The 15,308-nt window shown below is 42.4% G+C and carries 13 protein-coding genes; 1 reads left to right on the top strand and 12 read right to left on the bottom strand.

Going from position 1 to position 15,308, the window contains the following annotated elements; all coding sequences use genetic code 11:
• Window positions 1-16 precede the first annotated feature (16 nt).
• From infB to gpr, 10 genes are all read right to left on the bottom strand, one after another.
• Window positions 17-2,773 carry a translation initiation factor IF-2 gene (gene infB / locus DW125_RS05030; RefSeq protein WP_117537297.1) on the bottom strand — a complete coding sequence of 919 codons (2,757 nt, stop codon included), beginning with the start codon at window positions 2,771-2,773 and terminating at the stop codon, window positions 17-19.
• A 24-nt stretch (window positions 2,774-2,797) separates the two neighbouring features.
• Window positions 2,798-3,088 (bottom strand): L7Ae/L30e/S12e/Gadd45 family ribosomal protein, encoded by a 291-nt coding sequence (locus DW125_RS05035; protein WP_186855643.1) that lies wholly within the window; start codon window positions 3,086-3,088, stop codon window positions 2,798-2,800.
• Between the two features lie 10 nt (window positions 3,089-3,098).
• On the bottom strand, window positions 3,099-3,353 hold the full coding sequence (rnpM, locus tag DW125_RS05040; protein WP_117537298.1) for an RNase P modulator RnpM: 255 nt from the start codon (window positions 3,351-3,353) through the stop codon (window positions 3,099-3,101).
• Window positions 3,354-3,385: 32 nt separating this feature from the next.
• On the bottom strand, window positions 3,386-4,579 hold the full coding sequence (nusA, locus tag DW125_RS05045) for a transcription termination factor NusA (RefSeq protein ID WP_117537299.1): 1,194 nt from the start codon (window positions 4,577-4,579) through the stop codon (window positions 3,386-3,388).
• 18 nt (window positions 4,580-4,597) lie between these two features.
• Window positions 4,598-5,065 carry a ribosome maturation factor RimP gene (gene rimP, locus DW125_RS05050; RefSeq protein WP_117537300.1) on the bottom strand — a complete coding sequence of 156 codons (468 nt, stop codon included), beginning with the start codon at window positions 5,063-5,065 and terminating at the stop codon, window positions 4,598-4,600.
• A 463-nt stretch (window positions 5,066-5,528) separates the two neighbouring features.
• Window positions 5,529-6,410, bottom strand: a complete 882-nt coding sequence (nudC, locus tag DW125_RS05055) for an NAD(+) diphosphatase (protein ID WP_021860005.1) — start codon at window positions 6,408-6,410, stop codon at window positions 5,529-5,531.
• A gap of 16 nt (window positions 6,411-6,426) precedes the next feature.
• Window positions 6,427-8,667: a DNA gyrase/topoisomerase IV subunit A gene (locus DW125_RS05060; RefSeq protein ID WP_021860006.1), complete on the bottom strand. Its 2,241-nt coding sequence runs from the start codon at window positions 8,665-8,667 to the stop codon at window positions 6,427-6,429.
• Window positions 8,668-8,679: 12 nt separating this feature from the next.
• Window positions 8,680-10,602, bottom strand: a complete 1,923-nt coding sequence (locus DW125_RS05065) for a DNA gyrase/topoisomerase IV subunit B (protein WP_021860007.1) — start codon at window positions 10,600-10,602, stop codon at window positions 8,680-8,682.
• Between the two features lie 102 nt (window positions 10,603-10,704).
• Window positions 10,705-11,859 (bottom strand): stage II sporulation protein P, encoded by a 1,155-nt coding sequence (gene spoIIP / locus DW125_RS05070; protein ID WP_021860008.1) that lies wholly within the window; start codon window positions 11,857-11,859, stop codon window positions 10,705-10,707.
• Between the two features lie 97 nt (window positions 11,860-11,956).
• The gene (gene gpr / locus DW125_RS05075) at window positions 11,957-12,877 is read right to left on the bottom strand and encodes a GPR endopeptidase (RefSeq protein ID WP_117537414.1); all 921 of its coding nucleotides are present in this window, start codon (window positions 12,875-12,877) and stop codon (window positions 11,957-11,959) included.
• A 194-nt stretch (window positions 12,878-13,071) separates the two neighbouring features.
• On the opposite strand from gpr, the gene rpsT reads away from it, so the two are divergent.
• A complete protein-coding gene (gene rpsT, locus DW125_RS05080; RefSeq protein WP_021860010.1) occupies window positions 13,072-13,335 on the top strand; it encodes a 30S ribosomal protein S20 in 264 nt (87 codons plus the stop codon).
• Between the two features lie 122 nt (window positions 13,336-13,457).
• Here rpsT and DW125_RS05085 read toward each other — a convergent pair whose 3' ends face one another.
• Complete coding sequence (locus DW125_RS05085) at window positions 13,458-14,102, bottom strand: hypothetical protein (RefSeq protein ID WP_021860011.1); 645 nt, start codon at window positions 14,100-14,102, stop codon at window positions 13,458-13,460.
• Window positions 14,103-14,226: 124 nt separating this feature from the next.
• Entirely contained in the window at window positions 14,227-15,246 is a 1,020-nt protein-coding gene (ilvC, locus tag DW125_RS05090; RefSeq protein ID WP_117537301.1) for a ketol-acid reductoisomerase, read from the bottom strand.
• Window positions 15,247-15,308: the final 62 nt, after the last annotated feature.

Consider the following 15,308-nt stretch of genomic DNA (forward strand, 5'->3'; position numbering starts at 1 on the left):
CTCTCCTCTTTTCTTCCTATCTAGGAATCTCAACCATCTTGAATGCTTCTACAAGATCGCCTTCTTTTACATCATTGAAGTTTGCAAATACGAAACCACACTCATAGCCTGCTCTGACTTCTTTCACGTCATCTTTGAAACGTTTAAGGGAAGCAAGTGCACCTTCAAATACGACAATGCCATCTCTTGTGATACGCACAGAACAGTCTCTTTCAAATGTTCCATCCAGTACATAAGATCCTGCGATCGTACCAACACCGGATGCTTTGAACAGCTGACGTACTTCTGCATGGCCAAGTACTTTTTCTTCAAATACCGGATCCAGAAGTCCTTTCATGGCTGCTTCCACATCTTCGATCGCATTGTAGATGACACGATACAGACGGATATCTACACCTTCACGGTCTGCGGTTTCTTTTGCTGTTGCATCCGGACGTACATTAAATCCTATGATGATCGCGTTAGATGCAGATGCAAGGCTTACATCAGATTCATTGACCGCACCAACACCGCCATGGATGATTTTTACAACAACTTCATCATTGGAAAGTTTCAGAAGACTCTGTTTGATTGCTTCTACAGATCCCTGTACGTCTGCTTTTACAACGATGTTTAATTCTTTTAAGTTACCTTCCTGAATCTGGTTGAACAGATCATCCAGAGACAGTTTTGATTTTGTTTCTTCCAGAAGTTTTACTTTGCTCTGTGAAATAAATGTCTCAGCAAAGTTTCTTGCTTCTTTATCATTTGCACATCCGACAAATACTTCTCCGGCATTCGGTACATCATTGAGTCCGAGAATCTCTACCGGCACAGACGGACCTGCTTCTTTGACGCGGCGTCCTTTGTCGTCCATCATTGCTCTGACTTTACCATGTGAAGATCCTGCTGCGATCGCATCTCCGACACGCAGTGTTCCTTTCTGTACAAGGACTGTTGAAACCGGACCTCTTCCTTTGTCGAGCTGTGCTTCTAGGACAAGTCCTCTTGCACGTCTGTTTGGATTTGCCTTTAATTCCATTACTTCTGCAGTCAGTACGATCATTTCCATCAGATCTTCCAGACCTTCTCCTGTCTTTGCAGATACCGGGACAAAAATTGTGCTTCCGCCCCAGTCTTCCGGAATCAGTTCATACTCTGTCATTTCCTGTTTTACTCGCTCGATATTAGCGCTTGGTTTATCGATCTTATTAACTGCAACGATGATCTCAACACCGGCTGCTTTCGCATGGTTGATTGCTTCTACTGTCTGCGGCATTACACCATCATCTGCTGCTACAACAAGGATTGCGATATCTGTAGAGCTTGCTCCACGCATACGCATTGCTGTAAACGCCTCATGTCCCGGTGTGTCAAGGAATGTGATCTTCTCACCTTTAACATCTACGACATAAGCACCGATATGCTGGGTGATTCCTCCGGCCTCGCCGCCTATTACATTCGTATGACGGATTGCATCCAGAAGAGAAGTTTTACCGTGGTCAACGTGTCCCATAACACATACAACCGGCGGACGTTTTTTCATCTTCTTCTCATCTTCTTCCTCTTCTTTTAAGAGTTCTTCGATAACATCCACAACTTCTTCTTTTTCACATAATACATCAAATTCCAGCGCGATCTCTTCTGCTGTATCATAATCGATCTCCTGGTTGACTGTTACAACTTTGCCCTGCATAAACAGCTTTTTAACAATCACAGAAGGGACAACTTTCATCTTGTCAGCAAGCTCTTTGATCGTCAGAACTTCCGGAATTACGATAGACTTAATCTCTTCTTCCTGTTTCTGCTCCTTCGGCTGTGGTTTCTGCATTGGCTTCTTGTTATTCTTTGGCATTCTTTCTTCTTCATCACGGCGGTAATCTTTTTTCTTATGCTCATCCTTGCCTTTGCCCTTGTTACTTCTCTGCGGCTTCTGTGTCGGTGCCTCAGGTGCCGGAATTGAAGGTCCGTTATTTCTTCTGTCATTATTTCTTCCGCTGCGGTCGTTTCTTCTATCATTATTTCTTCCGCCACGGTCGTTTCTTCTGTCGTCATTTCTTCCGCCGCGGTCGTTTCTTCTGTCATCATTTCTTCCGCTGCGGTCATTTCTTCTGTCGTCGTTTCTTCTGTCATTATTTCTTCCGCCACGGTCATTTCTTCTGTCATCATTTCTTCCGTTGCGGTCGTTTCTTCTGTCATCATTTCTTCCGCCGCGGTCATTTCTGTTATCGTTACGACCGCTTCTATCACCGCGCTCTGATCTTGTTGTACGCTCAGAATTCGGTCTGTCGTTATTTACACGTTTCTCGTTATTCTTCACTACTTTTTCTTCTCTCTTTTCTTTATTCTCTTCCTTTATCTCCGTTTTCACTGCCTGTTTCTCTGCTGTCTTCACTTCTGCTGCTTTGGCTTTCTCAGCTGTTTTAACTCTCTCTTCTGTCTTCGGTGCTTCCGGTTTTACCGATCCTTTTGCCGGTCTTCCGTTGTTCACTTGCATCGGACGCCCCTGGGGCATGGTCTGCTTCGTCCCCTGACGTCTTCCATGCTTATTGCCATTCTGTGTATTCTGCGGCCGGAATACATGAACAATATTTTTCTTTTTCGGTGCTTCACCGGATTCCCCCTCAGATTTCCGGTTCTTACTGAAATGTTCTTTTACCTGACCGGCAGCAGTCTCTTCCAGTGCACTCATGTGATTTTTCACTTCTATTTTTTTGCTCTCCAGGAACTCCAGTACATCCTTACTCTGTACATTCAGCTCCTTAGCTAATTCATATACTTTGATTTTTGCCATATATTAACTACCTCCTTTATGCAATTATTCTTCTTCCGTTTCCAGATGTCTGCGAATTCCCTTTGCAAGACCTTCATCCAGAATTGCAAGGGATGCACGAAATTCTTTTCCCATTGCATGCCCTAAGGTATCTTTATCTTTGTAAAAATAAATCGGTACCTGATAAAATTCACACATATTGCGGAATTTCTTCTTTGTATTCTCAGACGCATCTCCTGCTACGATCACAAGATATGCTCTTGCGGATTTTACTTCCTTTTCTGTACTGAACTCACCACTGGCAACTTTTCCGGCTTTTGTAGCAAGCCCAATCATTGACAATGCTTTACTGTGACTCAAGATGCTCCATCTCCTTTTCCAGCGACTCATACACTTCTTTCGGAATTGCCTGCTTAAAAGAACGCTCCAGTCCTTTGCTCTTAATTGCCTGTGACAGGCACTCTCTGTTCGGACAAATATACGCTCCTCTGCCATTCTTCTTGCCGGTTGCATCCAGAACAAATTCCTGTTCAGAAGTACGGATTACCCGGATCATCTCTTTTTTATTCTTCATTTCCCGGCATCCTACGCACTGACGCATAGGTATTTTTTTATTCGCGCTCAAACAATCACCTATTCTTCTGTTTCACTGATTTCTTCCGGTTTCTCAGTTTCTTCTACAAGATCCAGATCTATATCTACATCTGCGGTCTCTTCTTCGTATCCGTCTTCCACTTCTTCTTCAAAGACACCTTCGCTCAGTTCCATATAGTTTTCCGGAAGTTCTCCTGATTCAATTGCCTGTGTTTCACTCTTAATATCAATTTTATAACCGGTCAGCCTTGCCGCCAGCCTTGCATTCTGTCCTTCTTTACCGATTGCAAGTGAGAGCTGGTAATCCGGCACGATCACGCTTGCGACCTTCTCATCCGGATCTGCCATTACGGAAATAACTTTCGCCGGGCTTAAAGCATTCTCGATCAGGATTGCCGGGTTGTCACTCCAGTTGATAATATCGATTTTCTCACCGCGGAGTTCATTTACGATTGCATTAACTCTTGCACCGTTCATTCCGACACAGGCTCCTACCGGATCAACATCCGGATCATTGGACCATACAGCAATCTTTGTTCTGCTTCCGGCTTCTCTTGCAATACTCTTGATCTCTACAATACCATCTTTTACTTCTGTTACTTCTGATTCAAAGAGACGTTTTACAAGTTCCGGATGTGTACGGGATACAAGGATCTTCGGTCCCTTCGTTGTATTCTTAACTTCTACGATATATAATTTGATTCTCTCTGTCGGTTTGAATACTTCACCTTTTACCTGCTCATTCTCTGTCAGCATCGCATCTGCTTTACCAAGATTAATACTCACATTCTTGCCAACATAACGCTGTACGATACCTGTTACGATATCTTTTTCTTTCTCAAAGTACTGATCATATACAACTTTCCTCTCTTCTTCACGAATTTTCTGAAGAATCAGGTTCTTGGCATTCTGTGTTGCAATTCTTCCAAATGATTTGGATTCGATCGGTACATGTACGATATCTCCAATGTCATATTTACCATCCATCTTTCTTGCATCTTCCAGACTGATCTGTTCCAACGTATCTTCTACATCTTCCACAACTTCTTTCTCAGCATAGAGCTGGTAATCACAGGATTCACGATCCATGATCACTTTAATGTTATCAGCCTTGCCAAAATGACTCTTGCAGGCATTCAGCAGCGAATTTTCGATTGCATCTAACAGACTCTCTTTGCTGATATCCTTTTCTTTCTCTAAAATATTCAACGCTTCTAATAATTCTGTGTTCATGATTATCCTCCTCCTAAACTAAAAATCGAACGCCTGGCGAATCAGCGCTATCTCGCCTTTTTCAAATGTTTTCATTGTTTCATCATCAAGCTCAATTGTTACCGTGTCTGCATCGTATGCTTTCAGGATTCCGGTAAATTCTTTGCGCTTATCTATCATACGGTAAGTACGGATCTCAACTTTCTTATTCAGATTACGTTTGTAATCCTTCTCCTTCTTAAGCGGTCTTCCCAGTCCCGGAGAGCTGATCTCCATAATATAGCTGTCTTCAATATAATCTTTCTCATCCAGAATGTCTGACAGTCTGCGGCTTACTTTCTCACAGTCATCTACACTGATTCCGCCCGGTTTGTCAATGTAAGCACGTAAATACCAGTTGCTTCCTTCTTTCACGTATTCTACATCGACCAGTTCAAATCCATATTCTTCTACGATCGGTGTCAGATATTCTTCTGTCTTCTGTTCGTAAATTTCTCTTTTTGACAACGCTAAACTTCCTTTCTCTGATTTAAAGTAAGATACTGTAGCAACAAAGAAGAGTGAACTTTCGTCCACTCTTCTGTCATCGGGTTGCTTATGTTACTATGTGTCAGTATAACACTGTTTCCTTTTAAAATCAAGGAATTATTTATATTTTGCCTATTTTATATACATAATTTGCACGCATATGTTTTTTCTGTCTCGACTTTACTGTTTTTAGATTGTCCGGAAATCCGATAACTGTACTTCACATTATAAATCCAGAAAACTTCAGGATGATCATAACTGAAGGCATCTACTGCATTTTGTGCAATTTCTGAAATCTCTTCTTCCAAATGTATAAAATCTTCATCCTCTTCCAGATTCTCCCAGGCGCTGTTCGAATCTAATTGGAATTTGTCCCGCCGGTGATAATAACATCACAGCCAGAGCAATAATAAGTGTTCCTGCAATTCATTTTTTCATTCTGCTATACTCTTCCTTCTTTAAATGCCATCATCATGTCATTTGTAAGGCTTAAATCTTCACGCTCTACCGGCATCTTCTCCCGGTCAAACCATTCTGCCATTGCCAGTTCTTCTCTGTCGAGATTAATTTCTTCCTCTCCATCCAGATCACAGAAGAATCCCATCAGCAGTGTATCGGAGAAAGACCATGGCTGACTTTTGTAATAACGAATATTTTTAACCTTCAGGCCTACTTCTTCCATGACTTCTCTTGATACGGTTTCCTCTATCGATTCTCCGATTTCATTAAATCCTGCAAGCAGTGCATAATTTTTATAACTTCTGCCTGTGTATTTGGACATCAGGATTCTGTCTCCATGAGTCACACCGATGATCACAGCCGGGCAGATTTTGGGAAATTCCATCAATCCGCACTTCGGACATTTTAGCATTCTCTCTTTTCCATCTGCTTTCATACGCGTTCCGCAATAACCGCAGAAACGTCTCGTATCATACCAGCGCTGTAACTGCCATCCGGTAATCGCTGCAAACGCCTGATATTTTGGCTTTGCACTGCGGAAATATTCTACAGCCTTCCACACATATCCGGCTACTTGCAGGCGTTCCACACTCACAGATGTATTCACATCATCTACAACTTCCATCTTATCTGTCGTCTTATGATTCAGAAGATAGTACACTTTTTCATCAATCGTGAACAGATAAATAAGTTTCTCCCCGGCAGTCTCTGACGCTTTGCAGATCTCTGCGACTTTCGGAAATGCAATCTCTCCTTCTGTCACAAGCACTGCTCTTCCATCATAGTAAAGCACATAATCCTCTGCTTCCGGTTTCTGTGGTCTGTATGTATTATCATACTGATGTGGTGCAATTTCCTGTATCATTTGTCCATCCCCTTATTTATGCCCTTGTCTTTGTTCCTGTTCCGTCACGTTTTGCCATTTTCAGTCGATTTAATGTCACTTCTTTTTCTTTGTACATGACCTTTGTCTCGGTTCCTTCTTCAAACAGATAAACATGTTCCAGCTCGTCTTCTTTCCGGAGTTTGATTCCACGCACACCAATTGCACCTTTCTTCTTCTCCGAAACTTCATCTGCCGCAAAACGCAGAAAATATCCATCTTTTGTCTGTAAGACGACCTGCTGGTTATCGGTGATCACCTGAATGCTTACTACTGCATCATCTGCCTGTAATTTCGTAGCTGCGATCGTACGCTTTGCCACCTGGAATTCCTGTCCGTCTACCTTTTTGATCATGCCCTGTTTCGTTGCAAATAATAATTTTGCATAACGGGTTTGTTCTGCATCACAGATATAAACAATTTCCTCTGCGGTGCTATCATAATTACTTACATTGTCGATTGGCAGACCTTTGTCACGGAATTTTCCGTGCGGCAGATCTAACACTTTGATCTGATGCATCTTACCTCCCGCTGTAAATACACACAGTTTTCCGGTATTCATCGCATGCAGGACATATTTATTCTCACTGTCCGCCGCTTCTTTATTTCTCTCATATGTTGCGGCATCTACCGTTCTGGCATAACCGAAACGATCCATCAGGAAGACAACTTCCTGTTCTTCGATCTTATTCTCTTCAAAGACAGCCTCTTCTGCATTTTCAATAACAGTCCGTCTCTTTCTGCCGAATTCTTTCTTGATCTGATCTAAATCTTCCATGATCACTGCTGCCATGGAATCATAATTATTCAGAATATCTTCGTATTTTGCAATATTTGCAAGCGTCGTCTCATGCTCTTTCATAAGCGCTGCGATTTCCAGACCAATCAGCTTATAGAGCCGCATCTCCAGAATGGCATTTGCCTGACGTTCTGTAAAACGGAGCATTGCCGCCATTTTTCTGGAAATATTAGATTTAAACTTAATATTTTCCGTAATTCCTTTTGTCAGACATGCTCTGGCGTCTTTTACAGACTGGCTCCCACGCAGGATCTCAATGATCAGGTCAATGACGTCACATGCCTTGATAAGACCCTCCTGGATCTCTTTTTTATCCTGCTCTTTCGCAAGCAGATTTTTATATTTTCTCGTTGTTAGCTCAAACTGGAAATCCACATGATGCTCAATGATCCTTTTGAGTCCCATCGTCTCCGGGCGCCCATTTGCAACAGCAAGCATATTTACGCCAAAGGTATCTTCCAGACGTGTTTTCTTATATAACATGTTTGTCAGATTGGTTACATCTGCACCTTTTTTCAGTTCAATAACAATCCGGATTCCTTCCTTAGATGACTGATTGGAAATATCTACAATATCACTTGTCTTCTTTGTCTCTACAAGATTGCAGACATCGTTTAAGAATTTTCCAATTCCGGCTCCGATCATCGTATATGGAATCTCGGAAATGACAAGACGTTTCTTGCCACCTTTCATCTCTTCGACATCCACTTTTCCACGAAGTTTGATCTTACCGGTTCCACTTTCATAAATACTCACAAGATCGTCTTTATTTACAACGATTCCTCCTGTCGGAAAATCCGGTCCTTTGATATATTTCATCAGCTGTCTCGTACTGATATCATCATTTTTCATATATGCTTTGACAGCATCTACAACCTCGGCAAGATTGTGTGTCGGGATACTGGTTGCCATCCCGACCGCGATACCTTCCGCACCGTTTACAAGAAGGTTCGGGATACGGACCGGCAAAACTTCCGGCTCTTTCTCTGTCTCATCAAAATTCGGCACGAAATCAATAACATCTTTATCCAGGTCAGCCAGATACACTTCCTGCGTAATCTTCGCAAGCCTTGCTTCTGTATAACGCATGGCGGCCGCTCCGTCTCCTTCGATGGAGCCAAAATTTCCATGTCCGTCTACAAGTATCATTCCTTTTTTAAAATCCTGTGCCATCACGACAAGTGCATCATAAATCGAGCTGTCACCGTGCGGATGATATTTACCCATCGTATCCCCAACAATACGGGCGCATTTCCGGTATGGCTTGTCATAGCGGATACCCAGTTCGTGCATATCGTAAAGCGTACGTCTCTGTACCGGCTTTAATCCGTCACGTGCATCCGGCAGCGCTCTGGCAACAATAACACTCATCGCATAGTCAATATATGATTTTTTCATCACTTCCGAATACTCGGTTCTTATGATCTGTGAATCCTGCATCTTTCTTCTCCTTTATACGTCCAGTTCTGCCTCTGCAGCATTTTCATAAATAAATTCTCTTCGCGGCGGTACTTCCGTTCCCATCAACATCTCTGTCACTGCAGAAGCCATTCTCGCATCTTCAATCTCAACTCTTTTTAAAATACGGGTTTCCGGATTCAGTGTTGTCTCCCAGAGCTGCTCTGCATCCATCTCGCCCAGACCTTTGTACCGCTGCAATGTAAACGGACCTTCGTGTGTCTTCCGGTAACACTCCAGCGCTTTGTCATCGTACAGATATTCTTCTTCGCCTTTTTTCGGCATCGCTTTATAAAGTGGCGGCATCGCAATGTAGACATGTCCTTCATCGATCAGTTCTTTCATAAAACGATAGAACAATGTAAGAAGCAGTGTCGAAATGTGTGCACCATCCACGTCCGCATCTGCCATGATAATGATCTTATCATAACGGAGTTTGCTGATATCAAAATCATTTCCATAACCTTCCGAAAAGCCACAGCCGAATGCATTGATCATCGTCTTGATCTCCGCATTTGCAAGCACCTTGTCGATCGTTGCTTTTTCTACATTCAGGATCTTACCACGGATCGGCAGGATTGCCTGATACATACGGTCACGCGCTGTTTTTGCAGATCCTCCGGCGGAATCTCCCTCGACAATAAAAATCTCACATTTTGATGCATCACGGCTTTCACAATTTGCAAGCTTTCCGTTGCTGTCAAAGGAATATTTCTGCTTTGTCAGAAGATTGGTCTTCGCTTTTTCTTCTGTCTTACGGATCTTTGCCGCTTTCTCTGCACAGCCGATCACTTTCTTAAGCGTTTCCAGATTACGATCAAAATAACGCACGATTTCATCGCCGGTCACCTTACTTGTCGCTTTTGCCGCATCCGGGTTATCCAGTTTTGTCTTCGTCTGTCCTTCAAAGCGGGGGTCCGGATGTTTGATGGATACGATTGCAGTCATTCCATTTCGGATATCTGCTCCGGTAAAGTTCGCATCTTTATCTTTCAGAATTCCAAGTTCTCTTGCATATTGGTTGATCACGGTCGTAAATGTCGTTTTAAATCCGGTCAGATGCATTCCGCCTTCACTGTTGTAAATATTATTACAGAAGCCAAGAATGTTTTCATGGAACTCATTGACATACTGGAATGCCACTTCCACTTCAATTCCGTCCGCAGTTCCTTTAAAATAAACCGGCTCATGGATCTTCTCTTTCTTTCCATTCAGATCCTGGATAAATCCGATGATTCCTTCCGGTTCGTGGTAGGTGATCTTCTCTTTTTTTCCATCTCTTAAGTCTTCAAAAACGATCGTCAGCTCTGGATTCAGATATGCCGTTTCATGCATACGGCTTTTTACATCTTCAGCCTTGAATCTTGTTTTCTCAAAAATCGTTCCATCCGGCAGGAAATTTACTTTTGTTCCGGTTTTTCTTGTTTTTCCAAGTTTTGGAAGAAGACCATCTACCAGCTCTACGACCGGATTTCCCTTTTCATATCTGTCATGGTGGATATAGCCGTCACGGCTGATCTCCACATCCATATATACGGACAGTGCATTTACAACAGAAGAACCTACACCGTGCAGACCTCCGCTTGTCTTATATGCCGAGTCATCGAACTTACCACCGGCATGAAGCGTTGTATAGACAAGACGCTCTGCCGGCACACCTTTGGCATGCATATCGACCGGCACACCACGTCCATTATCTGCAATCGTGGCAGAACCGTCTTTTTCCAGTGTGACATGAATCTCGCTGCAGTATCCTGCCAGATGTTCATCTACCGCATTATCTACAATCTCATAGATCAGATGGTTCAGACCTTTTGTAGATACGCTTCCGATATACATTCCCGGTCTTTTTCTTACCGCTTCCAGACCTTCTAATACTGAAATACTCTCCGCATCATATGTGTTTTTCTTCGCCATTCCTTCTATATCCTCTCTCTTTTTTCCACATGTTTCCGTTTTTTCTATACTTTTCCATACTTTGTATATATTAGCATAAAATCCGGCACGAAGTAAATACTTTTATGGATCCACCACCGCATCTAAAAGGTCTGCGAGGACTTTCATCGATCTTTGCATTTCTTTTACCGTATTCGTCTGTGCACCTGCCTCGATCAGCAGATATTTGGGCATCAGATGCATATTATAGCGATAACTTTTCAGATAAATCCTTCTTGTGAAACCAGGGTATTTTTTTGCGGCAGCAAGCTGCATTTGCATGGAAAATGCAAGATTATCCTGTATGTATGGATTCTTAAGATAAGCAATATCTCCATTCTTCTTCGTCCGGCTTAGTCCATTAAAGAACATGATCTGTCCGGTTTTCTTTCCATCTATGGATGTCACCAGATGTGTGTTGTTTCCGACACCGTCTCTGTGCAGATCGATCACAACTTCAATCGACGGATATTTTTTCAGGATTTTCCTCACCTTTACTTCTGCAAGCTGGTATGCACGGCTACGATCCATTTTCCCGCCAATCAGATCATACACTCCTTCGTGGTGCATTGTCGGGATCCGGTAAGTATCATTTAACTCTTTCGTCAGAATATCTCCCATACCGACAATCGATGTTTTTTTATCTCCCGCTTTGGAATCTTTAAATGCCTCCTGGGAATGGGTATGATAAATTAGAATCTTCGGTTTGCTTCCGTCTTTTCTGATCTTCATATTCTTTTTCAGAAGTTTTCCGGCATCCAGCTCCTTTGCATCCGTCTTTGTTGTCTGATCTACGGTATAAAAATGGCTGCGCAGATATGCATAATTTTTCAGCTTCTTTTCGGATATCTTTGCAGTCTGTGTTTTTTCTGTTTTCTCTTTGTTGTTTTTTACAGTTCCGTCCTCCAGCACTTCATTTTCATCTTCTGCCTGTTTCTTTAAAATCAGACGGTAAGTATCTTCATCCTCAACCGCCAGCGTCTTTTCTTCTTCCCCATTTGCCATATATCCGATTGGAAATAATAGCTCCATCTGATTGATAAGCCATTTTTCAAAGGATTCTTTTCCTGTTTCTTCTATATACATAAGTTCCGGCATATGCAGCTTCCAGGCACATTTTAAAATTTCCCGGTTCACATATTCTCTTCCTTGATATGGATACTTTGTTTTTCTGGCAAGCATAGTTCCTGCCCATGCAGCGGCAAGCAGGCATACTGCCATCAGAACCATTACTGCCATGCTTTTTCGCTGCCTCTTTCCGGAAGTTCTTCTGCACCAATTTTTCATCTCTTCTCTTTTCTCATATCTTTTCTTAACACTATATGATGTGCAATTTTTAAATATGTGCCTGTCCGGCAGCAAGAGCATTTAACGCTTCCGAGATTGTATAGCTTGTCCGCTCCATTGTTTCATCGATATCTTTCGGTGTGACAAACATTCCATACAGATACGGCGGAATCAGATGTTCTTTATTTTCTCTCATTCCTTCGTCACGGCATTTTGCAACATATTCTTCGATAGAATCACCTACAATCGTCGCGGCATCAACAACAGTCGGGACACCAATGGCGATTACCGGAACCCCCACCGTCTCCTTTGTGATCGCGTTTCTGTGATTTCCAACGCCGGAGCCCGGCGCGATTCCGGTATTTGCAATCTGGATTGTCCGGTTCAGCCTTCTCACACTTCTTGCAGCAAGAGCATCGATTGCAATTACAAAATCCGGTTCTGTCTCTTCCACAATTCCCCGCACGATCTCTACTGTCTCCATCCCGGTCTGTCCCATGACACCCGGTACAACTGCACTTACGAGCCGGTCCGCCTCCCCGCCAAGTGCATATTTTCCATATTCTTTCACCAGATGTCTTGTAATATCCAGATGCTCAACAACAAGCGGTCCCAGTGCGTCTGGCGTGACATTCCGGTTACCCAGTCCAATGATCAGAATACTCTGTCCATCTTCCTTCTCTGGCAGGCACCCCTCAAGTACTTCCATTAATTTCCCTGAAATCTCTCTGTGATAGCTCTCATCTGCTTCTGCCATTTTCGGTGCTTCCAGCGTGATATAATTTCCTACTGGTTTTCCCATCACTGCAGCACCGTTTTCTGTCTCAATCCGTACTGTCGTCACACGCACTTCACACATGTCATCATAGGTTTCTTCCACAGCAACTCCAGGAATCTCAATCTGATCCGAGACAAATCGTTCTCTCTGCTCCAGCGCAAGATCCGTCCGCACATTATATCGATCCATCATTTTTGTTTCCGCCTTTCTTCTACATTTTTTCACCTGTATTTCCTAGTTTTTACAAATAATTGATAAATATGTATTGACAGAAAAGCTTTCGTGACATAAAATAAGTTCGTATGTTTCGTTAGAACGTCCGTGTCCGGATCTAACGAACTGGAAAATCGACAACAGATCGAAATATTTAATCGGAGGTGGACAGATTGGCTAACATCAAATCTGCAAAGAAAAGAATTTTAGTAAACGAAACAAAGGCTGCTAGAAATAAAGCAATCAAATCTAAAGTTAAAACTTATGTAAAGAAAGTTGAGACTGCAGTAGCAAAGAAAGATGCTGAAACAGCTAAAGCTGCTTTAAAAGATGCCATTGTTGAAATCAACAAAGCTGGAAGCAAAGGTGTTTATCACAAAAATACATGCTCCAGAAAGATTTCCCGTTTAACAAAAGCTGTTAACGGAATTGCTTAATTATAGAATGACATATTAAAAAAACAGCCATACCGTCATGTGGCTGTTTTTTTGTTGCTGTTTTCTCCGTCAGGAACTGTCAGCGACAGTTCCGCCGAGGTTGTTTTTAATGAATATAACTTCTATTCTAACTTAGAATATCCAAAGCTGTTCACGAGCGCTTCTACCCTCTCGCCCTTCTGGCACATTGGACAATTCAGCGAATCATAAGCATGATATGCCGGTACGTCTGCACTTGTGAAGATTGTCTTAATCTCCATTCCAGCAACTTTTGTAACAGCACTGAAGATCGAACATACTCCACATACATTTCCACCATAATAAAGAACAGACTCAATGGCACGCATGATTGTCTTTCCGGTTGTAACAGATGCAGCAAGGATCAATACCTGTTGATTCCTAATCATACGTAATTTGTTATCACGGAACATGATCTGTCCCTGCATATTGTACTCCGGTGTGATCACAGAAATATTATTCCCCGCACTCAGAGACATCTGGCTCGAATTCGCAAGATGCTCTGCCATAAATGTTCCGATCACTTCTGTCTCATCCAGACATACAATCGTATCGATCGTTGCATTCGTCATATATGCATTGGCTAATTCCTTCGCTGTCTCTTTTGCATTGTTATGACGAGTCTTGACTGTTGACATATCGATATATGTATTCAGATGCGAGTTACTCGTCGCAAAATGTCCTTTCATAATTTTAATACGTGCTTTTGGATTTCTGGTGGATCTTAAGTCTTCTAATCTGCTATCCATGATGCTCACCACTCCTTTCTAAATCTATATCCAGATTACCACGAAAAAAGGACGGCGTAAAGATGAACTTTACACCGTCCGTTATTTCTTTTACAGTCAGATTTTAAACGCTTCGACTTACTGATTAATTGTTGATCAGTTTGTCTTCTCCGTTCCAGCTGTACAGTTTTCTGATCTCTTCTCCGACTTTCTCTGATGGATGCTCGGAAGCAAGTTTTCTCATTGCTTTGAAGTGTACCTGACGTCCTGCTGGTGACATATCTACTAAGAATTCTTTTGCAAATGTTCCGTCCTGGATGTCTGTCAGGATCTGTTTCATAGCTTTCTTTGTATCTTCTGTGATGATCTTCGGTCCTGTAATGTAATCACCATACTCAGCTGTGTTAGAGATAGAATATCTCATTCCTGCGAAACCGCTCTGGTAGATCAGGTCTACGATCAGTTTCATCTCGTGAATACACTCGAAGTAAGCATTTCTCGGATCATATCCAGCTTCGCAAAGTGTCTCGAAACCAGCCTGCATAAGTGCACAAACACCACCGCAAAGTACTGCCTGCTCACCAAAGAGGTCTGTCTCTGTCTCTGTTCTGTATGTAGTCTCAAGAAGACCAGCTCTTGCCCCACCAATTGCAAGACCATAAGCAAGTGCACGATCCCATGCTTTTCCCGTAGCATCCTGCTCTACAGCGATCAGACAAGGAGTTCCTTTACCAGCCTGATACTCACTTCTTACAGTATGTCCCGGTGCTTTTGGTGCGATCATTGTTACATCGACATTCTTCGGTGGTTTGATACATCCAAAGTGAATGTTGAAACCATGAGCGAACATTAACATGTTACCTTCCTCAAGGTTTGGCTCGATGTCTTTTTTGTACATATCAGCCTGTAACTCATCGTTGATCAGGATCATGATGATATCAGCCTGTTTTGCTGCTTCTGCTGCTGTGTATACTTTGAATCCCTGAGCTTCAGCTTTTGCCCATGATTTACTTCCTTCATAAAGTCCTACGATAACATCACATCCTGACTCTTTTAAGTTCAGTGCATGTGCATGTCCCTGGCTACCATAACCGATGATAGCGATCTTCTGTCCGTCTAATACAGATAAATTACAATCTTCCTGATAAAAAATTCTTGCTGCCATTTTAGCATTCCTCCTAAATAATATAATAAATTTTTATTGTGTTATAAATATATCATTAAACG

The sequence above is a fragment of the Dorea sp. AM10-31 genome, assembly GCF_003435815.1.
GTDB lineage: Bacteria > Bacillota > Clostridia > Lachnospirales > Lachnospiraceae > Dorea_D > Dorea_D hominis.